We start from the raw sequence: 26,475 nt of genomic DNA, 5'->3' as shown, positions 1-26,475 counted from the left end.
ACTCTCGAATTCTGCGCTGCCACAAACTAGGAACGTGAGGCTTGCCGGTCAAGACCTCGCGCCAATTAATCTCCGAACAGCGGTTGTTCACAGGCTTGACAAGCAAGTCCGGCCGCCCGGAAACTCATCGAAAGTTTGCGATACCTATCGTCGGCCGAAGGCGTCCGCGCAGAGGAGAGAAGTTGAGCGAGCAGCGCCCGACCCTGGCCGTCATCGCCGCGGAAGCAGGGGTGTCCCAGGCCACCGTGTCCAAGGTGATCAACGGTCGCTCCGATGTCGCGCCCTCGACGCGTGAACGGATCGAGGGCCTGCTGCAGGCTCACAACTACCTGCCACCCGGCCGGCAGGGCAGAGCCCGCAGATCGGGTCTCGTCGACCTGATCATCGGCGGTCTGGACAGCGCGTGGGCGGTGGAGATACTGCGCGGCGTCGAGGCCGAGTGCGCCCAGCGGAGCGTCGGCACCGTCGTGTCGCTCGTCCCGCCGGGCGAGGCCACGCCGTCCAGTTGGACCGCACTGCCCGTTCTGCACCACAGCGACGGCGTCATCCTGGTCACCGCCTCGGTCACCTCCGCCCAGCGCGCCCAGGTGGAACGGGCCGGGGTGGCACTGGTCGTCATCGATCCGATCGACCTGCCGGGCAACGGCGTGCCGAGCGTCGGAGCGACCAACTGGGCGGGCGGCCTCGCCGCCACCGAGCACCTGCTGGAGCTGGGGCACCGCCGGATCGCCGCGATCGGCGGACGAAAAGAGATGCTCTGCAGTCAGGCCCGCATCGACGGATACCGGACCGCCTTGGAACGGGCCGGAATCGAGGTCGACCGCGACCTGATCCGGTTCGGCGACTTCCAGCACGAGGGCGGATTCCGGTGCGCCCAGGAGCTGCTCGCCCTCCCCGAGCCGCCGACCGCCGTCTTCGCCGGTAGCGACCAGCAGGCGATGGGCGTCTACGAAGCCGCCCGGCAGGGCGGACTGAGCATCCCGCAGGACCTCAGCGTGGTCGGCTTCGACGACCTGCCGATGTGCGACTGGCTGTCACCGCCGCTGACGACGGTGCGCCAGCCGCTGGAGGAGATGGGCCGGGTCGCCGCCCGCACACTGTTCCAGCTTCTGGACGGCCAGCCCCTGGTCAGCCCTCGGATGGAGCTCTCGACCGAGCTCAAGGTCCGGCTCTCCACCGCCCCGCCTCATCCCTAGGAGAAGCCCTTGAACGAGCCTTGGCGCAACCCCCTCCTGCCCGCGTCCGCGCGCGTCGCTGATCTGCTGAGACGGATGACGCTGGAGGAGAAGGCAGGGCAACTCGCCGGCTTCTGGGCGTTGCCCTCGGATCCGGGAGCACCTGTCGCGCCGATGGAGGACGATTCCGGCGAGCCCGCGCCCGGCCTGGACGACATCGTCGTCCACGGGCTCGGCCAGCTCACCCGGGTGTACGGCACCGCGCCGATCACCGCGGAAGCCGGAATGGAGCGGCTCGCCTCGCTCCAGCGGCAGGTGACCGGATCCGGCCGGTTCGGGATCCCGGCGGTCGCTCACGAGGAATGCCTGACCGGATTCATGACGTTCGGCGCGACGGTCTTCCCCGGCCCGCTGGCCTGGGGCGCGTCCTTCGATCCCGGGCTCGTACGCCGGATGGCCGCCGCCATCGGCGCCGGGATGCGGCGGGTCGGCGTCCACCAAGGGCTGGCTCCGGTGCTCGACGTGGTCCGCGACTACCGGTGGGGCAGGACCGAGGAGTGCATCGGCGAGGATCCCTATCTCGTTGGAGCGATCGGCACCGCCTACGTGCAGGGCTTGGAGAGCGCCGGGATCGTGGCGACGCTCAAGCACTTCGCCGGGTACTCGGCCTCGCGCGGCGGCCGGAACATGGCCCCCGTCGCCTCGGGGCCACGCGAGTTCGCCGACGTGTTGGTCGAGCCCTTCGTACGGGCGCTACGCGAGGGAGGCGCCCGGTCGGTGATGAACAGCTACACCGACGTGGACGGCGTCCCGGCGGCCGCCGACGAACGGCTGCTGACCGAACTGCTCAGGGGTGAGCTCGATTTCAGCGGTGTGGTCGTCGCCGACTACTACGCCGTCTCCTTCCTGGAGACCCGGCACGGCGTCGCCGGATCGCGCGGCGTGGCCGGCGCGCTGGCGTTGACCGCCGGAATCGACGTCGAGCTGCCCACGGCCCGCTGCTACGGCGAGCCGCTGACCGAACTCGTGCGAGCGGGAAACGTTCCCGAGGCACTCATCGACCGGGCCGCGGAGCGGGTCCTGCGGCAGAAGGCCGAACTCGGCCTGCTCGACCCCGACTGGGAACCCGTCAAGCCCGAGCCGGTCGACCTCGACCCGCCGGAGAACCGGGAACTGGCCAGACTCCTGGCCGAACGGTCCACCGTGCTGCTCGCCAACGACGGCACGCTGCCGCTGCGGCCGTGCCGGGTCGCGATCAGCGGGCCGTACGCCGACGACCCCCAGTCCTTCCTCGGGTGTTACTCCTTCCCCAACCACGTCGCGCTGCCCGGCGATTTGGGGCTGGACATACCGACGCTTGGCGAGGCGCTCACGGCTGCAGGGTTCACGGTCGCCGCGGACGATCCGGAGGTGAACGTGCTGGTGCTCGGGGACCGGGCCGGCATGTTCGGCCGGGGCACCTCCGGAGAGGGCTGCGACGCCGAGACCCTCGACCTGCCCGGCGACCAGGCCGCCCTCGCCTCCACCGTCCTCGACTCCGGAGTGCCGACCGTCCTGGTCATCGTCTCCGGACGGCCGTACGCGCTCGGCTCACTGGCCGAACGCGCAGCGGCCGTGATCCAGGCGTTCTTTCCCGGCGAGGAAGGCGGGACGGCGCTGGCCCGGATCATCAGCGGGGCCGCGGAACCCACCGGCCGGCTACCCGTCTCCATCCCCCGCCAGGCCGGCGGACAGCCCGGCACCTACCTGCATTCCAAGCTCGGCGGGCACACCGACTGGAGCTCGGTGGACCCGACCCCCCTGTTCCCTTTCGGACACGGGCTGAGCTGGACCGGCTTCACCTGTTCGGATCTCTCGGTGGAACCCGTCGCCGCGACGGACGGGGTCGTCGCTGTCTCGGTCACCGTCCGCAACGTCGGAGAAGTGGCCGGGACCGAGGTGGTCCAGCTGTACCTCTCGGACCCCGAGGCCTCCGTCGTCCGGCCGGAGAGGTGGCTCGCCGGATTCGGCAGAGTCGAGCTGCAGCCGGGCGCGGCCGCCCGGGTCACGTTCTCCGTCCATGCCGACCGGACCTCTTTCACCGGGCTCGACCTGCGCAGAAGGGTGGAGCCCGGAGAGATCGGCGTGGCCGTCGGCCGGTCCAGCGGCGATCTCCCGTTGCGGGGCTCCTTCACTCTGTACGGCCCCGTACGTCACCCGGCGGCCGACCGCGTGCTCTCCGTGCCGGTCGAGATCGTTCCCGTCTCATGAGCACGTCCTTCGGTGATCCCGTGCTGCCCGGGTTCCGGCCCGACCCGTCCGTGTGCCGGGTGGGTGCGGACTACTACCTGGTGACGTCCAGCTTCGAATGGTTCCCGGGTCTTCCCGTGTTCCACAGCCGCGATCTCGTGAACTGGCGGCGTCTCGGCTCCGCCCTCGATCGGCCGTCGCAGCTCGACCTCGACGGATGCGAGCCCTCACGCGGCCTGTTCGCCCCGACGATCCGGCACCATGACGGGGTCTTCCATCTCGTCTGCACGCTGATGGACGGCCCCGGCCATTTCGTCGTCACCGCGACCGACCCGGCGGGACCGTGGTCGGAGCCGCAGCGGCTGGAGGGCGAGGGTTTCGACCCGTCGCTGTTCTTCGACGACGGGCCGGAGGACGGCGACGGCCGTGCCTGGTTCACCGCCGCCCGCGTCCTGGACGAGACCGCCGGCCGCACCGAGATCTGGATGCGTGAGTACCTTCCCCGCGAGCGACGGCTGACGGGACCTGAGTACGTCCTGTGGTCGGGAAGCCGTCCGGGCGCCCGGTGGTCGGAGGCCCCGCACCTCTACAAGATCGACGGCACCTATCTCCTGCTCACCGCGGAGGGCGGCACCGATGTGGACCACAGTGTGGTGGCCGCCCGCGCCGACCACGTGACCGGCCCGTACGAGGGCGCCCCCGGCAACCCGGTGCTGCCTCCCGCCACGGGCCCGGTCACCTGCACCGGGCACGCCGACCTCGTCCAGACCCCGTACGGCGACTGGCGGGCCGTCCTCCTGGGCGTCCGCCCGGGCTCCGCCATCGGCCGCGAGACCTTCCTCAGCAGGGTCACCTGGAGCGACGGCTGGCCGGTCTTCTCCCCGGTCGGCCACACGACCCCTCGCCGCCGTCTCCACGACGACTTCGCCGCCCTCTCCGCCGACTGGAGCACCCTGCGCACCCCACGCGCGCCGTTCTGGACCACCGGCGACGGGCTCCGCCTCCAGCTCCGACCCGAACGCCTCGGCGAACGCACCGTCCCGTCCCTCCTGGCCCGCCCCCAGGAACAACACGACTGCGACGTGTCCACCGAACTGCACTTCACCCCCGCCGCACCGGGCGAACAGGCCGGCCTCGCCGTAGTCCTCGACGACGACGCCCACCTCCTCCTCCTTCGCACCACGGAAGGACTCAGCCTCCGTCACGGGCCTGACGTCCTAGCCGGCATTCCCGTCCGCCCGGGCCCCCTTCGTCTGGGAGTCCGCATCCGCGGCTTCAGCCACACCTTCCTCTACGCGGCACCCGACGGTGCCTGGCAGGACCTGGCCGCCGTCGAAGCCACCTTCCTCGCTCCGCTGTTCACCAGCGTCCAGCTCGGCGTCTACGCCACGTCCAACGGCCTCCCCTCCACCAGCCAAGCCCACTTCGCATGGTTCGACATCAACTATCCGCACCGGCAGGAACCGTCTGGGGAGCCGCGACGCCGGCGGGAGGCGCCCACCGCGTGATGCCGCCCGCGAGCAGGGAGCGGACGGCGTTCGCCGTCTGTCGGTGACAAGAGCCCTCCGGCTCTCCGCCCGGCCCTCGAATCATCACGGCAACGGTGGTCGACCTCGTACGGCGGCCACTCGGCATCCCGCCACGCCCGGTGGGTGCGTGCGCGCGCTCGCTCGGGCCGGTCACCCGCCTTCCCGTACATCACGGCGATGCACTCCTGGCCGACGCGCAGGAAAATGTCGAGCCGTTGGAACGCATATGCGGATCACGTGTGCGGTCACGCTCCCGGATTCAACGGAGCGGCCGCACGGGGGCGCCGGAAATCAACACCTCAGAGATGCGATCCGAGGGGAGCGCTCATTCATGCGGGATTCCCCCGAAGGGTCTCTGATCAAATCCGGCGAACACTGCGCCGACAGCGACATCGATTTCACCTCCACTCGACGGTAGACGCAGATCAGGGGCGTTCCGCATCGAAAGACTTTCGATACGGAACGGGCTTCCAAAAATATCTACCGGATCACCTCGAAGGACCGTACTCTCGAAACCCTTTCGAAACTCTTGACATGTCCCTGCAGCGTTTCCACACTGAGTCCCGAGGCTGCTTCGCTCCATTGCCCGCGCGCCACGGTGCCGGCCTTGAATCATTGCGTCCCGGCGGTGCGCGCCCTTTTCCCATGGAGCGGACGCCGCAGACGCAGATTCCTTCTGCCGCACTCGAATCCTTCCGTGATTTCTGTCCTGGAGGTTCAATAATGCGTTCACCCACTATTTCGCCGTCCACCGTCCGCCGGAAAATCGGCGGCCTGTATGCGGCGCTGGTCGTCGGCGTCCTCGGCTCCGCCACCGTGCTGGTGGCACCGCTGAGCTCACACGCCGCCGAGACCACGCTCGGCAGCGCGGCGGCGCAGAGCGGCCGATACTTCGGCACCGCCATCGCCTCGGGAAGGCTCAACGACTCGACGTACACGACGATCGCGAGCCGCGAGTTCAACTCGGTGACAGCCGAGAACGAGATGAAGATCGACGCCACCGAACCCCAGCAGGGCCAGTTCAACTTCACCGCCGGTGACCGCGTTTACAACTGGGCGGTACAGAACGGCAAGCAGGTGCGCGGCCACACCCTGGCCTGGCACTCCCAGCAGCCCGCCTGGATGCAGAACCTCAGCGGCAGCACGCTGCGCCAGGCCATGACAAACCACATCAACGGCGTGATGGCCCACTACAAGGGCAAGATCCGCCAGTGGGACGTCGTGAACGAGGCATTCGTCGACGGCACCTCGGGAGCCCGGCGCGACTCCAACCTGCAGCGCACCGGCAACGACTGGATCGAGGTCGCCTTCCGCACCGCACGCGCCGCCGACCCGGCCGCCAAGCTCTGCTACAACGACTACAACGTCGAGAACTGGACCTGGGCCAAGACCCAGGCCATGTACGCCATGGTCCGGGACTTCAAGCAGCGCGGTGTGCCCATCGACTGCGTCGGCTTCCAGTCACACTTCAACAGCGACAGCCCCTACAACAGCAACTTCCGCACCACCCTCCAGAACTTCGCCGCCCTCGGCGTCGACGTGGCCATCACCGAACTCGACATCCAGGGCGCCTCAGCCACCACCTACGCGAACGTGACCAACGACTGCCTGGCCGTCCCGCGCTGCGTCGGCATCACCGTCTGGGGTGTGCGCGATACCGACTCGTGGCGAGCAGAGCACACGCCGCTGCTGTTCAACGGCGACGGCAGCAAGAAGCCCGCCTACACCTCCGTCCTCAACGCGCTCAACGCCGCCTCCCCCACACCCACTCCGACTCCCTCCCCCGGCTCCGGACAGATCAAGGGCGTCGCCTCGGGCCGTTGTCTGGACGTGCCCGGAGCCAGCACAACCGACGGCACCCAGCTCCAGCTGTGGGACTGCAACAACCGCACCAACCAGCAGTGGACCTACACCGCCGGGGGTGAGCTCAGGGTCTACGGCGACAAATGCCTGGACGCCGCCGGCACCGGCAACGGCGCGAAGGTCCAGATCTACAGCTGCTGGGGTGGCGACAACCAGAAGTGGCGCCTCAACTCCGACGGTTCCATCGTCGGCGTCCAGTCCGGCCTCTGCCTCGACGCCACCGCCAACGGCACCGCCAACGGCACCCTGATCCAGCTCTACTCGTGCTGGAACGGCAGCAACCAGCGCTGGACCCGCACCTGACCTTCCCCAGCGAAAGGGGAAACCGCGCCGGCGACACACGTTGCGCCCGCCGAGGCGGCGACGACACGCCCGCACCATGAAGGGGAGCCAGGACCGTCCTGGCTCCCCTTCGTCGTGGTCCACCTCGGTCCGAGGGACAGGCGCGGCGCGCCCGGTGGGTGCGCGCCGCGGCCGGGACGGTGTGGTCAGACAGAGGGAGGGTTGCCGTAGTAGGCGTCCGGGCCGTGCTTGCGTGTGAAGTGGCGGTCCAGGACATGCTGCGGGGGTTCGACCGTGCCCAGGGCGATGGTGTGGAGGGCCATCTCGGCCACCGCCTCGCAGATGATGGCGTGTTCCAGGGACGTGGTGGCGTCGGCGCCCCAGGTGAAGGGGCCGTGGTGGGCGACCAGCGCGCCGGGGACCTTCTGGGCCCGAGTGTCGTCACGGTCCAGCAGGTCCACGATGACCTGGCCCGTGTTGTACTCGTAGTCCGTGGCGCACTGCTGGGGGGTGAGGGCCGCGGTGACGGGGACGGGTCCGTTGAAGGTGTCCGCGTGGGTCGTGCCGAGCACCGGTATCGGACGTCGGGCCTGGGCGAAGGCGACGGCGTGGGTGGAGTGCGTGTGGGTCACGCCTCCGATGGAGGGGAAGGCCAGGTAGAGGCTCCGGTGTGTCTCCGTGTCGGTGGACGGTCGCAGGTGGCCTTCCACGACGCTCCCGTCGGACAGGGAGACGACGACCAGGTCCTCCTCGCTCAGTACGTCGTAGGCCACACCCGAGGGCTTGATGACGAAGACGCCGGCCTTTCGGTCCACACCGCTCACGTTGCCCCAGGTGAGGGTGGCCAGGCCGGCTCGGGGGATACGGAGGTTGGCCTCCAGTACCTCTCGGCGCAGTTCCTTGGAAACGGCGGTGCTCACGGAGGGCTCCGTCCTGGTGGGGGTGGAGGTGGCGGCGGGGGTGTTCACAGGCTCTGGGCCAGACGGTGGTACGCCTGGTTCCAGCGGAGCTCGCGCGAGAAGCGCCGGACGGTGGTGTCCTCGTCGATGACGGCGAGTTCGGTCCGCAGCATCTCGGCGAGGTCTTCGAGCTCCTCGCCGCCGAGAGCGGTGGTCAGGACGGTGTGGTGCGGTGCTCCTGCCGTCAGCCATGCCTCGGTGGAGGTGCGCAGGTCGGGGCGGGGCTGCCAGACGGCTCGGGCGACGGGGAGTTGGGGCAGCGGCTCGGGCGGGGCGACGACGTCGACGCGGTTGGCGACGAGGCGGAACCGGTCGCCCATGTCGGCGAGACCGACGACGACGGCCGGACCGGGATCCGCGTCGAAGACGAGGCGGACCGGGTCCTCGCGTCCGCCGATGCCGAGCGGATGGACCTCGCAGGTGGGCGTCGCCGTCGTGAGCGAGGGGCAGACCTCGAGCATGTGGGCGCCGAGGATGAGTTCCTGGCCGGGCGTGAGGTCGTAGGTGTAGTCCTCCATGAAGGAGGTGCCGCCGGGCAGGCCGTGGGCCATCGCCTTCAGTGTGCGCAGCAGGGTGGAGGTCTTCCAGTCTCCTTCGCCACCGAAGCCGTAACCGTCCGCCATCAGGCGCTGCACGGCGAGCCCGGGCAGCTGGCGCAGGCCCCCGAGGTCCTCGAAGTTGGTGGTGAAGGCGCGGAACCCGCCTTCCGTGAGGAAGGTACGCAGACCGGCTTCGATGCGGGCGGCGTAGCGCAGGGAGTCGTGGCGCTCACCGCCGGGCCGCAGCTCGGGCGCGAGGGCGTAGAGGTCCTGGTACTCCTTGACGAGGGCGGAGACGGTGTCCTCGGGGGCGGCTTCGACCGCGGCGACGAGGTCGTTGACGCCGTAGGTGTTGACCGATACCCCGAACCGCAGCTGCGCCTCGACCTTGTCGCCCTCGGTGACGGCGACGTCGCGCATGTTGTCGCCGAACCGGGCGAGTTTGAGGGTGGTGAGTTCGGAGCGGCCGAGGGCGGCGCGGGCCCAGCCGGCGATGCGGTCGACGACGTCGGGAGTGGAGACGTGGCCGGCCACGGTCTTGCGCGGGACACCGAGGCGGGTCTGGACGAAGCCGAACTCGCGGTCGCCGTGGGCGGCCTGGTTCAGGTTCATGAAGTCCATGTCGATGGTGGACCAGGGAAGTTGGCGGTTGGCCTGGGTGTGCAGATGCAGCAAGGGCTTGCTCAGGGCGTCGAGGCCGGCGATCCACATCTTGGCCGGGGAGAAGGTGTGCATCCAGGCGATCAGGCCGATGCACCGGTCGTCGGCGTTGGCCTCCAGGCAGACCGCGCGGATGGCGGCCGCGTCGGTGAGGACCGGCTTCCACACGAGGCGGACGGTCATCTGGGGCTGGCCGGCGAGGGTGTCACAGATGGCGCGGGACTGGTCGGCGACCTGGGCCAGGGTGTCGTCGCCGTAGAGCGCCTGGCTGCCGGTGAGAAACCAGATCTCGCGGTCGGGCTGGGCGAGCGTCATGTCGGGTGTGCTCCTCGGAGGTGCGGGGGCGGGGAGGTCGGGCCGATGGAGGCTGGGGGCGGGGAAGCTTCCCGGTCAGCCGGTGGTGGCGACGCGTGCGGTGTTGCGGATCCGTCGCAGGCGGTGCAGGAGGAGGTCCGCGCCGGTGCCGAAGTGCTCGTGCAGGGCGCGGTACTCGCCGAACAGCGCGTCGTAGGCGTCGGCCCGTGCGGGGTCGGGCACGTACGCGTGGCGCTGGACGCTTCCCATGACGGAGGCGGCTGATCGGACGTCGGGGTAGGCGCCCGCGGCGACGGCGGCGTGAATGGCCGAGCCGAGCGCCGGCCCCTGTTCGGATGTGCCGACGGAGACGGGGCGCCGGAGCACGTCGGCGTAGATCTGCATGAGCAGCGCGTTCTTCTTCAGTCCTCCGGTGACGATGAACTCCTCGACGGGGATCCCGCCGCCCTCGAAGGTCTCGACGATCACCCGGGTGCCGTAGGCGGTGGATTCGAGCAGAGCCCGGTAGACGTCTTCGGGCCGGGTGTCGAGGGTGAGGCCGGCGATGACTCCGGAGAGGTGGTGGTCGACCAGAGGGGAACGGTTGCCGTTCATCCAGTCCAGGGCGATCAGACCGTGCGCGCCGACCGGCTGGTCGGCGGCCTTGCGGGTCAGGAGCTGGTGCAGGTTCTCGCCCGATGCCTCGGCCTCGGCGCGGTAGTGGTCCGGGACGCCCTGGCGGAGCCACCAGGCGAAGATGTCGCCGACCGCGCTCTGGCCGGCCTCGTAGCCGTAGGCGCCCTCGACGATGCCGCCGTCGACGACCCCGCAGATGCCGGGGACCTCGGCGAGGGCGGTGCCGTTGAGGACGTGGCAGGTGGAGGTGCCCATGATGGCGAGCATCCGGCCGTTCTCCACGGCGCCCGCCGCAGGTGCGGCGACGTGGGCGTCGACGTTGCCGGCGGCGACGGCGATGTCTTCGGGCAAGCCGGTCCAGTGCGCGGCCCGGCTGCTCAGGGTGCCGACGCGGGAGCCCAGTGGGGACAGCGGGTGCTCCAGGCGGGTGGCGGGGAAATCGGCGAAGTCCGGATGGAGGCGGGCGAGGAAGTCGGGCGAGGGGTAGGCCCCGTCCTGGTGGATTCCCTTGTAGCCGGCGGTGCAGGTGTTGCGGGATTCGGTGCCGGTCAGCTGCCAGACGATCCAGTCGGCCGCCTCGATCCAGCGGGCGCAGGCGGCGTAGACGGCGGGGTCCTCCTCCAGGACCTGCAGGGCCTTCGCGTACTGCCACTCGGCGGAGATCTTGCCGCCGTACCGTGCGATCCACTTCTCGCCGTGTGCGTGGGCGAGGGCGTTGATACGGTCGGCCTGGGCCTGGGCCGCGTGGTGCTTCCACAGTTTGGGCCAGGCGTGCGGGCGGTCGGCCCACTCGGGCGTCAGGGCGAGGGGGATGCCGTCCGGGGTGGTCGGCAGGACCGTGCAGGCCGTGAAGTCGGTGGCGATGCCGATGACGCGGGCCGGATCGACGCCGGCGTCGGCGAGCGCCGCCGGAACGGCGGTACGCAGGACGTCACGCCAGTCCTCGGGGTGCTGCAGGGCCCAGTCGGGGGGCAGGGGCGCTCCGGTGGAGGGAAGGTGGTCCTCGATGACGGCGTGGCGGTACTCGTGGACCGACGAACCGAGTTCGGCGCCGTCCCGGACCCTGACCACGACGGCGCGCCCGGAAAGAGTGCCGAAGTCGACTCCGATCGTGCACGCCTCGGGATGGTGACGGGCTGCGGGGTCGGAAAGGGTGTGTGTGGTCACGATGTGGTCTCTCTCGTCATGAGCGGGGCCAGAGGAGCCCCCTGATTGTTAACGCTCACAATTGGGTTGGACAAGAGCTGGACGCAGTTCCATCGAAACATCGAGCAACGAATGGAGCCCCAGGGGTGAGCGCTCACTCGCACGCCAGGGCAGCCCCGGGAGCCGCGACGAGTCCGGCAGGTGGCGGGGAGGGGCGTAGCGGCCGATGGAGCGGAGCAGCGGGCGGGGCCCGACGCGGGCGGGTCGGCGCTGTGCGTGGGCCAGACGCCGAACGGCCGGCAGGAGGCCCGCCACCGGCGGCCAGGAGGCGGCGGCGAGAGCCGCCCTCCGCGTCAGGCTTCGTTCAGAGGGCGCGTGCTCGCGCGCATGATGAGCTGCGGTTCCACCAGGAGGTGCTCGGCCTTCCGGGCGCGACCCTCGATGTGGTCCACCAGGAGCCCGATGCTCCGGCGTCCGATGGCGGCGAAGTCCTGGCGGACCGTCGTCAGCGGCGGAGGGAAGAACTCGGCCTCCGGGATGTCGTCGAAGCCGGCGACGGCCACCTGCGCGGGGGTGCGGATCCCGCCCTCGCGCAGCGCCCGCAGGACGCCGAGCGCCATTTGGTCGTTGGCGACGAAGACGGCCGTGACCGGCGTCGCCCCAGGGCGGGCCAGGGCGAGTCCCGCGAGTTCCTGCCCCGCCCGGTACCCGGACAGCGGGCTCCAGTCCCCCGTCAGGACGCGCGGAGGCCGGATGCCGCTCTCCTCCAGTACGGCGCGCCAGCCCGCGGTGCGGGCCTCGCTCTCCAGCCAGTCGTCGGGACCCGCCACATGCCAGACGTTGCTGTGCCCGGCGGCGAGCAGGTGCTCGGTGACCATGCGGGCGCCGAGTTCCTGGTCGAGGGAGACCCCGGGCAGGTCGAGCTGATGACCGCCCTCCACGGTGACCACGGGGAAGGGCGCGTCCAGTTCGGCGAGCGCCTGCACGTGCGAGCGCTGCGGAGTGATGGCTACGACACCCTCCACACCCCAGGCCGCGAGGTGGTCGATGGCGTCCTTGAGCCCCTGCCCCCCTCCGGTGCGCAGACTGACGGTCGAGACGAGGTAGCCCTCCTCCCGAGCCGCCCCCTCCAGGCCGGTCAGGGTGCTGGCAGGCCCGTACAGGGCGGTGTTGACGGCGATGACACCCAGCGTCCTCGTACGGCGCGTCACCAGGGCACGTGCGGCGGAGTTGCGGCGGTAGCCGAGCCGCTCGATGGCCAGGGTGACCTGCTCCCGGGTGACCGCGCGCACGTTGGGGTGACCGCTCAGCACCCGGGAGACGGTCTGATGGGAGACCCCTGCCTCCCGTGCGACGTCGGCCATCGTCGGCGGGCGGACGTCTTCCGCGGGATGCGCCACGTTTGCCTCCCCTCTCCCTGCTTACGGCTGTGTATCGATACGAGAAAAACCTTAGCGCCTCTTGTATCACGCTGTTGTGAGCGCTAACAATCTAGCTCGACCGGGGCGCCGATGCCCCGGCGACCCAGCCGGAACGGTGCCGTCCCGGCGGTGCGAGGACACGCGCTGCCGTCGAGCTCGTCTCCGGTCGGAGCCGCCCTCGACGACGGGATGGGTAACGCCCATGAAGAAGTTCCGATCCGTATCCGCCCTCCTGGCCGTGACCACCGGCTGCGCCCTGCTCCTGACCGCCTGCGGACAGAACAGCGAGGGCGGCAGCCAGGAGTCGAAGGACAAGAAGGACCTGACCATCGGCATCGCCATGCCCACCAAGTCCTCCGAGCGGTGGATCGCCGACGGCCGCAACATGACCGAAAGCCTGAAGAAGGCCGGCTTCTCCACGACCCTGCAGTACGGCGAGGACGACCCCGACCAGCAGGTCGCCCAGATCGAGAACATGATCACCCAGGGCGTCGACGCCCTGGTCGTGGCCGCCATCAACGGCGAGGCCCTGTCCAATGTCCTGCAGCAGGCGGCGGACGCCGACATCCCGGTGATCTCCTACGACCGGCTCATCCTGGGTTCCCCCCACGTCGACTACTACGCCTCCTTCGATAACGAGAAGGTCGGCGAGCTCCAGGCCACGTACGTCGTCGAGAAGTTGGGGCTGAAGTCCGGCTCGAAGAAGGGACCCTTCAACATCGAGCTGTTCGCCGGGTCCAACGACGACAACAACACCAAGTACTTCTTCAACGGCGCCATGAAGGTACTGAAGCCCTATCTCGACAAGAAGCAGCTGGTCGTGCGCTCCCAGCAGACCCAGCTCAACCAGGTCACCACACTGCGGTGGGACGGCGGGACGGCGCAGAAGCGCATGGACGACCTGCTGACCTCCTCGTACTCCACGGCCCGGGTCGACGCCGTCCTCTCCCCCTACGACGGCATCTCCATCGGCATCCTGTCCGCGCTGAAGTCCGACGACTACGGGAGCGCCGCCAAGCCGCTGCCGGTCGTCACCGGCCAGGACGCGGAGGTCGCCTCCGTGAAGTCGATCATCGCGGGCGAGCAGACGCAGACCGTCTACAAGGACACGCGCGCACTCGCGCAGGTCGCCTCGGACATGGTGGCCGCCGTCCTCGCCGGCAAGAAGCCCGAGATCAACGACGACACCACCTACGACAACGGCAAGAAGGTGGTTCCGGCCTTCCTGCTCGACCCGGTCAGCGTCGACAAGTCGAACTACCGGAAGGTCCTGGTCGACTCCGGCTACATCGACGCCGGCGCCCTGCGGTGACCCCCGCCGCGCCCCATTCCCCCGGCGTCCCCGCCTCGTCCCCGGCCGGCCCCGTCCTCGAGATGCGGTCCATCGTCAAGACCTTCCCCGGAGTCAGGGCACTCTCCGAGGTGACCCTGTCCGTGGAGCGCGGCGAGGTACACGCCCTGTGCGGAGAGAACGGTGCCGGGAAGTCGACCCTCATGAAGGTCCTGTCCGGCGTCCACCCGCACGGAACCTACGAGGGCGAGATCCTCTTCGACGGCGAGCCGTGCCGCTTCAAGGACATCAGGGCCAGCGAGCAGCACGGCATCGTCATCATCCACCAGGAGCTCGCGCTCGTCCCTTACCTGTCGATCGCCGAGAACATGTTCCTCGGCAACGAACCGTCCCGGCACGGGATCATCGACTGGCACGAGGCGCTGCGCCGCGCGTCCGAACTGCTCAGACGGGTCGGGCTCGACGAACACCCCGAGACCCGGGTCGCCGACATCGGTGTCGGCAAGCAGCAGCTCGTGGAGATCGCGAAGGCGCTGGCGAAGGACGTCCGCCTGCTGATCCTCGACGAGCCCACCGCGGCACTCAACGACGAGGACAGCGCGAAGCTGCTGCGGCTGATGCGAGAACTGAAGAGCCAGGGCATCACCTCGATCATCATCTCGCACAAGCTGAACGAGATCGCCCGGATCGCCGACTCCGTCACCATCCTGCGCGACGGGCGCTCCATCGAGACCCTCGACGTCACGGACCCGGCCACCACCGAAGAGCGCATCATCCGCGGCATGGTGGGACGGGACCTCGACAGCCGCTTCCCCGATCGCACGCCGTACGAGGGCCCGGCCGACGCCGAGCCTGTCCTGGAGATCCGGGACTGGACCGTGCGTCACCCGCTCGACCGCGGCCGCAAGGTGGTCGACGGGGTCTCGCTCCAGGTCCGCCGCGGGGAGATCGTCGGGGTCGCGGGGCTCATGGGGGCCGGCCGGACCGAACTCGCCATGAGCGTCTTCGGCCGTTCCTACGGCCACTACGAGCGGGGCACCGTGCTCAAGGACGGCCGCGAGGTACGGACACGTACGGTCCCCGAGGCGGTCGCCCACGGCATCGCGTACGTCACCGAGGACCGCAAGCACTACGGGCTCGACCTCGGGGACTCCGTGAGCCGGAACATCTCCCTCGCCTCCCTCGGCGCGCTCGCCCGCCGCGGAATCGTGGACGGGCACGAGGAACGCAAGGTGGCCGAACGGTTCCGGCGGACCATGAACATCAAGACTCCGAACGTCCTCGAACCAGTCGGCCGCCTTTCCGGCGGCAACCAGCAGAAGGTCGTCCTCAGCAAGTGGATCCTCGCCGGACCGGACGTCCTCATCCTCGACGAACCCACGCGCGGAGTCGACGTCGGAGCCAAATACGAGATCTACACCGTGATCGACCGGCTCGCCGCCGAGGGCAAGGCGATCCTCCTCATCTCCTCCGAACTGCCCGAACTGCTCGGCATGTGCGACCGCATCTACACCATGGCCGCCGGACGGCTGACCGGCGAGGTCACCCGCGAGGACGCCACCCAGGAAGTGCTGATGCGGCACATGACACAGGACACCCCCGCACCGCCGGCGGTCACCGCAGACTCCGCCTCCAGCGAAGGACACCAGGCATGAGCACCGAAGTCGGCACGACAACGACGACCCCGGCGCCCCCGGGCAGCGGGTCCCCGTCCCCCGGGACACCGGTGGTCCAGGTACTCATGGACGGCGTCCGGCGGAACATGCGCCAGTACGGGATGCTCTTCGCGCTCGGCCTGATCGTGGTCCTGTTCCAGATCTGGACGGGCGGCGACCTCCTGCTGCCGCGCAACGTCTCCAACCTGGTGCTGCAGAACAGCTACATCCTCATCCTGGCCATCGGCATGATGATCGTCATCATCTCCGGGCACATCGACCTGTCGGTCGGCTCCCTGATGGCCTTGGTCGGCGGCATCGGCGCGGTGCTCATGGTCGAGCACCATGTCTCCTGGCCCGTCGCGGTGCTCCTCACCCTGCTCCTCGGAGCAGTCGCCGGCGCGCTCCAAGGATTCTTCATCGCGTACGTCGGCATACCGTCGTTCATCGTGACCCTCGCCGGCATGCTGCTGTTCCGCGGGCTCACGGAGATCTTCCTCAAGGGCCAGACGCTCGGCCCCTTCCCGGACGGACTGCAGAAGATCGCCAACGGCTTCCTGCCGGAGGCGGGGCCGCAGACCAACTACCACAACCTGACCCTGCTCCTCGGCGTGGGACTGGTCGTCTACGTGGTCTTCGAGGAGGTGCGGGACCGTCGCCGTCAGCGGGAGTTCGCCCTGGAGACGCTCCCCACCGGCCTGTTCGCCCTCAAGGTGACGGCACTGGTCGCCGCAGTCCTGGTCACCACCCTGCTGCTCGCCAGCTACAAGGGCGCCCCCGTGGTCCTCCTGATCCTGGCCGCGCTGCTGGTGGCCTTCGGATACGTGATGCGCAACGCGGTGATCGGCCGCCACGTGTACGCGATCGGGGGGAACCTGCCCGCCGCGAAGCTGTCCGGGGTCAAGGACAAGAAGGTCACCTTCGCGGTGTTCCTCAACATGGGAATGCTCGCGGCGCTCGCCGGACTCGTTTTCGCGGCCCGCTTCAACGCGGCCTCACCGAAGGCCGGCGTGAACTTCGAACTCGAGGCCATCGCCGCCGCGTTCATCGGTGGGGCGTCGATGAGCGGGGGCGTCGGGACCGTTCTGGGAGCCATCATCGGCGGCCTGGTCCTCGGCGTGCTCAACAACGGCATGAACCTCGTCGGGGTGGGTACCGACTGGCAGCAGGTCATCAAGGGCCTCGTGCTGCTCGCTGCGGTCGGCTTCGACGTGTGGAACAAGCGAAGGGCAGGCGCCTGACACCGCTCCGGACATGGCTGTGCCCGCCGGCACCTCCGTCGGCGGGCACAGCCATGTCGGCGTGTTCGTACGCGGTCAGTCGCGGGTGCTGAACCGCAGGACCGTCCTCGACCGGTACTCCTCGCCGGGTCTCAGCACCGAAGACGGGTCATCGGGGCGGTTCGGGGAGTCGGGGAAGTGCTGGGTCTCCAACGCGATGCCGGCGCCCGCCCGGTAGGGCGTACCGCTCTTGCCCAGGACCGATCCGTCGAACTGCCCCGCGGTATAGACCTGGAGTCCGGGCTCCGTGGTCAGCACCTCCATGCAGCGACCAGTGACCGGCGCGTGGAGGACTGCGGCCCGGCGCAGCGTCTCGTCGCCGTGCGGGCTCAGTACGAAGTTGTGGTCGTACCCGTCGGCCGCGCCGGGGCGAGCCAGGGCCTCGGCGATCCTGAGCGGCCGGCGGAGGTCGAACGCGGTGCCGGAGACGGAGCGGTGACCCCCGTGAGGGATGAGGTCCCCGTCGACCGGCGTGTAGTGGGAGGCGTCGATGGCCAGTTCGTGGCCGAGAATATCGCCGGCGCCCTCGCCCTCGAGGTTGAAGTAGGCGTGGTTGGTCAGGTTGACCAGGGTGGCCGCGTCGGTGAACGCCGTGTAGGAGAAGGAGAGTTCGTTGCCGCGGCCGACGAGACAGCTGACGGTGATGTCCAGGTTTCCTGGGAACCCCTGGTCACCGTCCGGACTGCGGAGGTGCAGGAGCACACCGGTCCACTCCGGGGTATGCACGCTCTCGGCTTCCCAGAGCCTGGTGTCGAAGCCGTCGGTTCCGCCGTGCAGGCAGTGGCCGTCCTCCTGCGTGGTCAGCTGGTACGGCTTCCCGTCCAGAGAGAACCGGCCTTGTGCGATGCGGTTGGCGTAGCGGCCGACGGTGGCCCCGAAGTACCGGGCGGTGGTGGCCGTCCGGGCCGGGTCGCGGGGAGCGAGGACGACGTCGGCCGGGGTGCCGTACCGGTCCGGCACCCACAGAGCGTGGAGGCGGGCGCCGCGGGTGTGCACCTCCGCCGTGAGGCCGTCGGGAAAGCCGAAGGTCCATCGTTGCCCGGAGTCCGTGCCGGGGTGGCAGGCCGGTGGGCCTCCGGTGAAAGGAGGGCGGGAGGACGGGGTCATGGGAGTTCCTTGTCCGAAGTACGGCACAGCCGGGAAAGAGGGCTGAAGGCCCCTCTTTCCCGGCCGCGGTCGCCGTGGTCGGTGATCAGTGGTCTGCTCGGGATCCGGGCCTGCCCGGGAGGTCTAGTGCGCCGGGCGGGATCCGCCGAAGAGCCGTTGGAGGAGGATGAAGACGAACAACAGGCCGCCGATGACGATGCGCGTCCACCACGAGCTGAGCGTGCCCTGGAAGCTGATGATGGTCTGGATCAGACCGAGGACCATCACGCCCAGCGCGGTGCCCAGGACGAAGCCGGAGCCTCCCGTGAGCAGCGTCCCTCCGATGACCACGGCCGCGATGGCGTCGAGTTCCATGCCGACGGCGTGCAGGGCGTAGCCGGACAGCATGTAGAAGGTCAGCAGCAGACCGCCGAGGGCGGAGCACAGGCCGCTCACGGCGTACACCGCGACCTTGGTACGTCCCACGGGCAGGCCCATGAGACGGGCGGAGGACTCGTTGCCGCCCAGGGCGTAGACGGTGCGGCCGAAGCGGCTGTGGTGGAGGACGACGAAGGCGAGCGCCAGCACGACCAGGGCGATGACCACGGCGGGTGAGACGAACAGGCCCCCGGGCAGGAGCACCCGCGTCTGGGCGATCCGCGTGGTCGTCGGGTCGGTGACGGAGATGGACTCGGTGCTGATCATGTAACAGAGGCCGCGGGCGAGGAACATGCCCGCGAGGGTGACGATGAAGGGCTGGATCTCGAAGGTGTGGATCACCCAGCCCATGAGGGCGCCGCCTCCTGCTCCCACCAGCAGGACCAGCGGCACCGCCAGGGCGAGCGGCGCGCCGTTCTGTTCGACGAGCCAGGCTGTCAGCATGGTCGACAAGGCCACCATGGAGCCGACCGACAGGTCGATTCCGCCGGTGAGGATGACGAACGTCATGCCGATCGCCACGACGAGCAGGAAGCTGTTGTCGATCAGGACGTTGAGCAGGACCTGTGCGGAGAAGAAGCCCTCGTACTGCAGGGAGCCGATCGAGAACATCGCGATCAGCAGAGTGGCCGTCACCATCAGCGGCAAACGGACGGCATGCCGTACCGAGAACCGCTGGAGCGGCCTGGTGAGAGAGCTGAGGGTGGTGCTCACGGGTGGACCTCCTGCTGGCGGGCTCCCACGTCGCCGGCCGCGGGCGCCCGGTCCGGGGCGGCCGCTCGGCGACGGCGTGAGAGTCGCGCGCGGAACGCGGGCGACTGGACGAGACACACGACGATGACGACCAGGGCCTTGAAGACGAGGGTGGTCTCCGGCGGTACGCCGAGGGTGTAGATGGTGGTCGAGAGGGTCTGGATGATCAGTGCGCCCAGGACCGTACCGCCGAGGGAGAAGCGGCCGCCCGTCAGCGCGGTACCGCCGATGACCACGGCGAGGATCGCGTCCAGCTCGATCCACAGGCCCGCGTTGTTGCCGTCGGCACTGGACACGTTGGAGCTGATCATCAGGCCGGCCACCGCGGCGCACACGGCGCTCACGACGTAGACCATGACCAGGAGTCCGGCCGCCCGGATGCCGACGAGTCGGCTCGCGACCGGGTTGCCGCCCACCGATTCGATGAGCATGCCGAGCGCCGTCCGCCGGGTGACGAGGGAGGTGACGGCGACGAGGGCCGCGGCGAGCAGGACGGCGAAGGGGAGGGTGAGCCAGTAGCCGCCTCCGATCATCTTGTAGACGCTGCTGGACACGCTGATGATCTGGCCGTCGGTGATCAGCTGGGCCACGCCCCGACCCGCGACCATGAGGACCAGCGTGGCGACGATGGGCTGGACGCCGAGCCGGGCGACGAGGAAGCCGTTCAGCAGTCCGATCGCGGCGGCCACGCCGACCGCCAGCGCGATCGCCGACATCACGGTGGGCAGACTTCCGGGGTCCTTGGCGGTGGCGATGTGCTCGCACGCGAGGGCGCCGGCGATGGCGACCGTCGAGCCGACCGAGAGGTCGATGCCCCGGGTCGCGATGACCAGCGTCATGCCGAGCGACACCAGGATCAGAGGGGCGCCGAACTGAAGGATGTCGATCAGGCTGCCGTACAGGTGTCCGTTCTGGACGCGGACGGCGAAGAAGTCATGGGTGAGCGCGACGTTCCCCAGCAGCAGGGCGGCCAGGACGGCGGCGGGCCAGAACAGGCGGTGCTCGGTGAGCTGCCGGGCGCCGGGCGCCCGGGCCGGACGCCCCCCGGCGCCCGTGTCGTCAGGTGGTGTCATGAGGTGGCTCCGGTGGCGATGGTGCCCAGGATCCGGTCGGGCGTCAGGGTCAGGTCGTTGGGAAGGGTGGCGACGAGCCGGTGGTCGCGCAGGACACCCACGCGGTGGCTCAGCCGCAGCACTTCCTCGAGTTCGGCGGAGATGAAGAGGACCGCGGTGCCTTCCGCGGCCAGGCGGGTGACCAGTTTCTGGATCTCCGTCTTGGCGCCGATGTCGATGCCCCGGGTCGGTTCGTCCAGGATCAGTAGTTCGGGGTCGGTGAGCAGCCACCGCGCGAGCAGCACCTTCTGCTGGTTGCCTCCGCTGAGGTTGCGGACCTGCGCCTCGGGGGCGGCCGGACGGATGTCGAGGACCTCGATCCACCGGGCGGCGATCTCGTCCTGCCGGGTGCGGGAGAGGGGTCTGGTCCAGCCGCGTGCGGCTTGGAGGGCGAGCACGATGTTCTCGCGCACCGTGAGTTCGCCGACCAGCCCCTCCGCCTTGCGGTTCTCCGAGCAGAAGGCGATCTTGTGGGCGATCGCGGCGCGGGGGGATCGCAGGGCGGCGCGTCGGCCGTCGATCCGGAGCTCTCCTCCGTCGGCGTGGTCGGCTCCGAAGAGCAGCCGGGCCGCCTCGGTGCGTCCGGAGCCGAGGAGCCCGGCCAGGCCTATGACCTCGCCACGGTGGATGTCCAGGTCGTAGGGCTGGACGGCGCCGGACCGGGCAAGCCCTCGGGCACTGAGGAAGGGGGTGTCTGCGGACTCGGGGGTGATCGCGGTGCCGGTCTGGGACGTCTCGGCCAGTTCGTCGAGGGTGCGCAGTTCGCTGCCGACCATGCGGTGTACGAGGGTGACGGGGGTCAGCTCGTCGATCCGGTACTCGCCTTCGAGCCGGCCGTTCCGCAGGACGGTCACCCGGTCGCACAGGTCGAAGACCTGGTCGATGAAGTGGGTGACGAAGAGGATCGCGACGCCCCGGTCGCGCAGCCGGCGCACCAGGGCGAACAGCTGGGCGACTTCGTCCCGGTCGAGGCTGGAGGTGGGCTCGTCGAGGATGAGGACCTTCGCCTTGACGTCCACGGCCCGTACGATCGCGACCAGTTGCTGGACAGCGAGGGAGTGCGCGCTCAGCGGCAGGCGGACGTCGAGGTCGAGTTCCAGCTCGGTGATGAGCCGTGCCGCGCGTTCGTGGAGGGCCGACCAGTTGACCAGCCCCAGGCGCCGGGGTTCACGGCCGATGAGGATGTTCTCGGCGACCGAGAGGTTGGGGCACAGGTTCACCTCCTGGTAGACCGTGCTGATTCCGACGTGCTGTGCCTCCAGTGGTTCGGCGAACCACTGGAGGCTGCCGTCGACGGAGACCGTTCCCGTGTCGGGCGGGTGGACGCCGGTGAGTACCTTGATGAGGGTCGATTTGCCCGCGCCGTTCTCGCCCATCAGGGCGTGGACCTCGCCTGGGAAGAGGCGCAGGTCCACGCCGTCGAGGGCGAGGACTCCGGGGAAGGCCTTGCGGATGCCGTGGGCCTCCAGGACCGGCCGGTCGGTGCCTGCGGGTGTGCGGGGGGTGGGTGGGGCTGCCATCCGCCCTCCTCTCCTGAGGGATCGGGGGCGGCGCGAGGGCAGCCCCCGGTCTGCTGCGGGCGGAAGGTCAGTACTGACGGCCGGGCAGGGCGGCCGCGGCCTGGTCCTGGGTGAAGACGCCCTCCTTGACCTCGACCCGCCGCGGGACGCTCTCGCCCGCCACGACCTTCTTGGCGAGTTCCATCAGCTGGTCGCCGAGGAGCGGGTTGCACTCGACCACCACGTTGATCTTCTTCTCCTGCATGGCGACGAAGGCGTCCTTGATGCCGTCGACGGAGATCACCTTGATGTCGACGCCCGGCTTCTTGCCCGCTTCCTCGATGGCCTGGATGGCGCCCAGGGCCATGTCGTCGTTGTGGGCGTACAGGACGTCGATGTCCTCGTGGGACTTGAGGAAGGCCTGCATGACCTCCTTGCCCTTGGCCCGGGTGAAGTCCCCGGTCTGGGAGGCGACGACCTTGAACTTGGGGTCGCCCTTGATGGCGTCGGCGAAGCCCGCCTTGCGGTCGTTGGCGGGTGCGGAGCCGGTGGTGCCCTGGAGCTCGACCACGTTGACCGGCTCGGAGGTTCCCTCGTACTCCTTCACGAGCCACTTGCCGGCCTCCTGTCCCTCCTTGACGAAGTCGGAGCCGAGGAAGGTCCGGTAGAGGGAGGTGTCCTGCGAGTCGACCGCGCGGTCGGTGAGGATCACCGGGATGCCGGCGTTCTTGGCCTCCTTCAGGACGGTGTCCCAGCCGGACTCCACCACTGGCGAGAAGGCGATGACGTCCACCTTCTGCTGGATGAAGGTGCGGATCGCCTTGATCTGGTTCTCCTGCTTCTGCTGCGCGTCGGAGAACTTCAGCGTGATGCCGGCCTTCTCGGCCGCCTCGCGTACGGACTTGGTGTTGGCGGTGCGCCAGCCGCTCTCTGCTCCTACCTGGGCGAACCCGAGCACCAGCTTGCCGTCGGAGGAGCCCTTGCCGGTGGTTCCGGTGGTACCGGTACTCGCGGGCTCGGTGGTGCAGGCGGTCAGCACACCGCCGGCCAGGGCGGCGGCGGCGATGATGCGGAGGGCTCTGTGGGCCATGTCGTGGTTCCTCTCGGGACGTGCGTCGTACCAGGCGGAGCCCTGAAGGAGATGGGCCCAGCGAAGGCATGGCTGCGCAGCGGTGGTTGAGCCGGGCGGAGGCAGAGTGAAGCGTCGGCCCCCGACGACCGGTGAGCTGGCGAACGCGACACATTGTGAGCGCTAACAGACTTGTAACTCAAGGGCTTGTACGGCCGTTACCCGTTCTTGATGCTCAGGGAGGTGAGTCGGCGGCAAAGTACGCGAAGACCCTGGAGTCGGGAGGAGCACGCAGCTGCCGAGGTCACCTCGGCTCTCCGAGCGGGCCATACGTCCTCCGCCGACGCAAGGAGCCTCCCGCCGCCCACAGACCCGATTCAGCGACCTGACATGGAACATCGACTGAAAAGTTGTGAGCGTTAACACTCACGCCATTCCGTACGCGCGCACCGGAGCAGGCCTCGACGCACGCCAGGGAGCGCTCCCGAAAGGCGGCGTCGAAACCCTGCCGCACCCTGACGGTCCGTCAAGGTGTCTGACCGGGAACGGCTCTGCGCAGCGCGCGTCGGGGGTTCCGGACGGGTTCCATGACGTGCCGAGCAGGAGGGGGCATCGGCGATGTACACGGTGAAAGGGACACCCGGCCCGGCACGCTCCTCCAGGTCGTGCCCGTGCTCCTGCTGCAGCCCTCTCCCCGTACGCACTCGGCGGACCATGCCCACCTTGCCCAGCCCCGCGGCCGTGCCGCCCGCCCGAGAAGGCGCACCATGACCACCAGCCCGTCCACCGCAAGCGGTACCGCTCTCCAGCAGAAGTCCGCCCTCCAACCGAGATGTCGCACCGGTCAGGAGGGCGGCTTTCTGTTGCTGATAGCGCGTCAGCTCATACGTCGAACCTGTGCCCGCTCCGGCGTCGGAGTCAGGACGGGTCGCCGTACTGGAGGCCGCGTCCGTTGGTGCCGACGTACACGCGGCCGAAGGTGTCGGGGTCGCCGGTGATGACGCCGACGCCACCGATGCTGCCCCACTGGCGGGCGTCATCGTTGACGCGGAGCCAGGTGGCGCCCTTGTCCGTCGAGCGGAACACTCCGGTGACGTCCTTGACCGTGCCGATCAGGTACAGGGCCTGGTAGGAGGTGCCGGGTGCGGCCTTGCCGAAGCCGAGGGCGGAGGCGGACTTCACCGTGGCGAGCGTGGTGAAGGTGCGGCCGCCGTCGGTGGAGTGCAGCAACCCCTTGGCGCTGCCGGCGATCCACAGGTCTCCGGCGACGCCGGGGACGGCCGTGAGCCGGCCGGTGGGCAGGTTGGTGGCGCGGGCGGTGAAGGTCGCGCCGCCGTCGGTGCTGGCGTAGAGCGTGCCGCCGGCCAGTGAGTAGAAGGTCTTGGCCGAGGAGCGGTCGGCGACGACCACGGCGTCGGCGCCCAGGCCGCTGACCTTCGACCAGCTCGCCCCCTTGTCGGTCGAGCGGTACGGGAGCTGGCCGGACTCGGTCCAGACGATGGCGGAGCCGTCCGCCGCGAGCGCGACACGGCCGTCCTGGGCGCCGGCCACCGGCTCTGACGTGAAGCCGCTCCAGCTGACGCCGCCGTCGGTGGAGTAGGCGCCGTCCTGCGCGCCGCCACGGCCGACGCGGACCATCATCGAGGGGTTGGCCTGAGCGAAGTCGATGTCGGTGCTGTTGGTCATCATCGGGTTGTTCAGCCGCCCGGCGGGCACCTTGGTCAGGTCGTCGTGGCGGAAGCCGCCTTGGTCGCCCATGGCCGTGATGACGGTGGCACCGCCGGGCGGGGCGATCGCGTCCATCAGCGCGGTCTCCTCAAGGCCCCGCGCCCCCGCGGTCCAGTGGCTGGTGCCGCCGCTGTCGGTGGCGTTGGCGTCCTTGCTGCGCCAGATGCCGTTGCCGGTGCCGTACAGCACGTGCCCGGAGTCGAAGGGGTCGATGGCCAGGGCGGTCATCCAGTGCCCGGTGTGGGTGCCGACGTAGGGAGCGGCGGAGGCGTTCCGCACCGACTTGTCCGCCAGTGCCTTCCAGGTCGTGCCGCCGTCGGTGGTGCGGTAGATCTCGTCCTCGGGCCACCAGCGGTCGAGGGTGGTGACCATCACCGTGGACGGCTTGCGCGGGTCGACGGCCAGGCCGGAGAACCCGTACGAGCCGCGGGACGGGGTGATGTCCTTCCAAGTCCCACCGGACGGCGTGTGCTTCCAGACCGAGCCCGCCGTCACGCCGTTGGGCCCGAGGGCGTTGGTGTACGTCAGGTACAGCGAGCCGTCACCGGAGAGCACGCCATGCTGCGGCAACTGGCCCGTGGGCTGGCCGGGGACGGCCTGCCAGGTGCTGCCGCCATCGGTGGAGCGGTAGAGGGAGGTGGACCTGTCGGCGACGCCGACGTAGACCGTCCTGCTGTCGGCCGGGCCGTACGTCACGAAGGAGATGCCCGCACCACTGCCCGCACCGTCCTTGACGGGGAACGAGGAGACCTGCCGCCACGTCGCACCGCTGTCGGTGCTGCGCCACAGGCCGTTCTTGCGGGTGCCCAGCAGCAGGATGCGGTTGTCCGAGGGGTCGATCACGAGCCGTTCGCCCGCCCCGCGGCCGTCCTCGTTGCCGCCCAGCTTGAACGGCAGGTCGGTGCGCTGGAAGGTGCGGCCACGGTCGGTGGAGCGCAGAATCGCGCCGTTGCCGGCCCACTCGTTGGTGTAGGTGCCGGTCGCGAGGTAGAGCCGGTCGGGGTCGACGGGGTCGGTGGCCAGCGCGTCGATGCCCAGCAGGTTCCAGTCCTTCTCGCCGAGCCAGTCGGTCAGCGGGATCCACTGCTCGGCCGCGGCGTCCCAGCGGTAGGCGCCGCCCATGTCGGTACGCGCGTACAGCAGCCCCCTCTCCCGGGGGTTGAACACCAGCCCGGTGACGTAACCCCCGCCCACCACCTGGGCGTTCTTCCACACGTACGGTCCGGTCCCGGTGGCCGGGGCCTCGGCCGTCCTCACCAGCTTCCACTGCTGGTTGGTGCTGCCATGGCCGCCGTACTGGATGACCGCCGCGCCGTCGGCCGTGGAGCCTCCGGAGACGTCCAGGACCTGGCCGCTCCTGCGGGAGGTGAAGGTGACGGCGTCGGAACCGCTCACCTCGTCGACCCGCCATTCCTGGGAGGCGGAGGAGCTGTCGGTCTGCTGCTCGGCGGCAGCCGCCTGCGCGGTCGAATCGCCCGCTATGCCGAGCACTTTGCCGCTGTTGCGGTTGACCAGCTCGTAGTAGCCGTCGCCGGTGGACCTCAGCCTCCACTGCTGGTTGGCGGTGGTCTGATCAGTCCACTGCTGGATGCGGGTGCCGTCGGCGGTGGAGAAGCCGTTGACGTCCAGCACCTTGCCGCTGCGCACCGAGACCAGCTTGTAGTAGGCGTTGCCGTCGACCGTCGCGGCCTGCGAGTCGTCCTGCACGAACAGGAGGTACGGCACGACGGTGGCGGGCACACCGAGCAGCAGAGCGGTGGCGGTCCTGCGACGGCGGTGACGTCCGCGGCGCCCGGCGTTGGTGGGGTTGTTCATGGGGGGGTGTTTCTCC

The 26,475-nt window shown here is 69.6% G+C and carries 17 protein-coding genes; 7 read left to right on the top strand and 10 right to left on the bottom strand.

Annotated features, from left to right (window positions below; translation table 11 throughout):
• Positions 1–182 precede the first annotated feature (182 nt).
• From ABZ939_RS17800 to ABZ939_RS17785, 4 genes are all read left to right on the top strand, one after another.
• Positions 183–1,196: a LacI family DNA-binding transcriptional regulator gene (locus tag ABZ939_RS17800; RefSeq protein WP_361855366.1), complete on the top strand. Its 1,014-nt coding sequence runs from the start codon at positions 183–185 to the stop codon at positions 1,194–1,196.
• Positions 1,197–1,205: 9 nt separating this feature from the next.
• Positions 1,206–3,425 carry a glycoside hydrolase family 3 N-terminal domain-containing protein gene (locus tag ABZ939_RS17795; protein ID WP_361855363.1) on the top strand — a complete coding sequence of 740 codons (2,220 nt, stop codon included), beginning with the start codon at positions 1,206–1,208 and terminating at the stop codon, positions 3,423–3,425.
• A complete protein-coding gene (locus ABZ939_RS17790; RefSeq protein ID WP_361855360.1) occupies positions 3,422–4,912 on the top strand; it encodes a family 43 glycosylhydrolase in 1,491 nt (496 codons plus the stop codon). Before ABZ939_RS17795 ends, ABZ939_RS17790 begins: the two co-directional genes overlap by 4 nt.
• Before the next feature lie 744 nt (positions 4,913–5,656).
• On the top strand, positions 5,657–7,099 hold the full coding sequence (locus tag ABZ939_RS17785) for an endo-1,4-beta-xylanase (RefSeq protein ID WP_361855357.1): 1,443 nt from the start codon (positions 5,657–5,659) through the stop codon (positions 7,097–7,099).
• A gap of 185 nt (positions 7,100–7,284) precedes the next feature.
• Here ABZ939_RS17785 and araD read toward each other — a convergent pair whose 3' ends face one another.
• From araD to ABZ939_RS17765, 4 genes are all read right to left on the bottom strand, one after another.
• Positions 7,285–7,998, bottom strand: coding sequence for an L-ribulose-5-phosphate 4-epimerase AraD (gene araD / locus ABZ939_RS17780; RefSeq protein WP_361855354.1), 714 nt, complete (start codon positions 7,996–7,998; stop codon positions 7,285–7,287).
• Positions 7,999–8,042: 44 nt separating this feature from the next.
• Positions 8,043–9,551 carry an L-arabinose isomerase gene (gene araA / locus ABZ939_RS17775; RefSeq protein ID WP_361855351.1) on the bottom strand — a complete coding sequence of 503 codons (1,509 nt, stop codon included), beginning with the start codon at positions 9,549–9,551 and terminating at the stop codon, positions 8,043–8,045.
• 75 nt (positions 9,552–9,626) lie between these two features.
• Entirely contained in the window at positions 9,627–11,333 is a 1,707-nt protein-coding gene (gene araB / locus ABZ939_RS17770) for a ribulokinase (RefSeq protein ID WP_361855348.1), read from the bottom strand.
• Between the two features lie 332 nt (positions 11,334–11,665).
• A complete protein-coding gene (locus tag ABZ939_RS17765) occupies positions 11,666–12,712 on the bottom strand; it encodes a LacI family DNA-binding transcriptional regulator (RefSeq protein ID WP_361855345.1) in 1,047 nt (348 codons plus the stop codon).
• A gap of 223 nt (positions 12,713–12,935) precedes the next feature.
• Between ABZ939_RS17765 and chvE the strand changes: the two genes are divergently transcribed.
• From chvE to mmsB, 3 genes are all read left to right on the top strand, one after another.
• Positions 12,936–14,045 carry a multiple monosaccharide ABC transporter substrate-binding protein gene (chvE, locus tag ABZ939_RS17760; RefSeq protein WP_361444148.1) on the top strand — a complete coding sequence of 370 codons (1,110 nt, stop codon included), beginning with the start codon at positions 12,936–12,938 and terminating at the stop codon, positions 14,043–14,045.
• 62 nt (positions 14,046–14,107) lie between these two features.
• The gene (gene mmsA, locus ABZ939_RS17755) at positions 14,108–15,679 is read left to right on the top strand and encodes a multiple monosaccharide ABC transporter ATP-binding protein (protein ID WP_361648578.1); all 1,572 of its coding nucleotides are present in this window, start codon (positions 14,108–14,110) and stop codon (positions 15,677–15,679) included.
• A complete protein-coding gene (gene mmsB, locus ABZ939_RS17750) occupies positions 15,676–16,920 on the top strand; it encodes a multiple monosaccharide ABC transporter permease (protein ID WP_361855342.1) in 1,245 nt (414 codons plus the stop codon). Before mmsA ends, mmsB begins: the two co-directional genes overlap by 4 nt.
• Before the next feature lie 75 nt (positions 16,921–16,995).
• Here mmsB and ABZ939_RS17745 read toward each other — a convergent pair whose 3' ends face one another.
• The 6 genes from ABZ939_RS17745 to ABZ939_RS17720 all read right to left on the bottom strand — a co-directional run bounded on the left by ABZ939_RS17745 (position 16,996) and on the right by ABZ939_RS17720 (position 26,459).
• Entirely contained in the window at positions 16,996–18,066 is a 1,071-nt protein-coding gene (locus ABZ939_RS17745; protein WP_361855341.1) for an aldose epimerase family protein, read from the bottom strand.
• 123 nt (positions 18,067–18,189) lie between these two features.
• Positions 18,190–19,197 carry a galactofuranose ABC transporter, permease protein YjfF gene (gene yjfF, locus ABZ939_RS17740; protein WP_361855338.1) on the bottom strand — a complete coding sequence of 336 codons (1,008 nt, stop codon included), beginning with the start codon at positions 19,195–19,197 and terminating at the stop codon, positions 18,190–18,192.
• Positions 19,194–20,309, bottom strand: coding sequence for an ABC transporter permease (locus ABZ939_RS17735; protein WP_361855335.1), 1,116 nt, complete (start codon positions 20,307–20,309; stop codon positions 19,194–19,196). Before ABZ939_RS17735 ends, yjfF begins: the two co-directional genes overlap by 4 nt.
• Positions 20,306–21,868, bottom strand: a complete 1,563-nt coding sequence (locus tag ABZ939_RS17730) for a sugar ABC transporter ATP-binding protein (RefSeq protein ID WP_361855333.1) — start codon at positions 21,866–21,868, stop codon at positions 20,306–20,308. Before ABZ939_RS17730 ends, ABZ939_RS17735 begins: the two co-directional genes overlap by 4 nt.
• A gap of 67 nt (positions 21,869–21,935) precedes the next feature.
• Entirely contained in the window at positions 21,936–22,937 is a 1,002-nt protein-coding gene (locus ABZ939_RS17725; protein WP_361855331.1) for an ABC transporter substrate-binding protein, read from the bottom strand.
• Positions 22,938–23,834: 897 nt separating this feature from the next.
• Positions 23,835–26,459 carry an RICIN domain-containing protein gene (locus ABZ939_RS17720; RefSeq protein WP_361855328.1) on the bottom strand — a complete coding sequence of 875 codons (2,625 nt, stop codon included), beginning with the start codon at positions 26,457–26,459 and terminating at the stop codon, positions 23,835–23,837.
• Positions 26,460–26,475: the final 16 nt, after the last annotated feature.

The sequence above is a fragment of the Streptomyces sp. NPDC046712 genome (assembly GCF_040645695.1).
GTDB lineage: Bacteria > Actinomycetota > Actinomycetes > Streptomycetales > Streptomycetaceae > Streptomyces.
The sequence above is the reverse complement of the archived record's forward strand: the minus strand, read 5'-3'. Positions and strand labels throughout refer to the sequence as shown.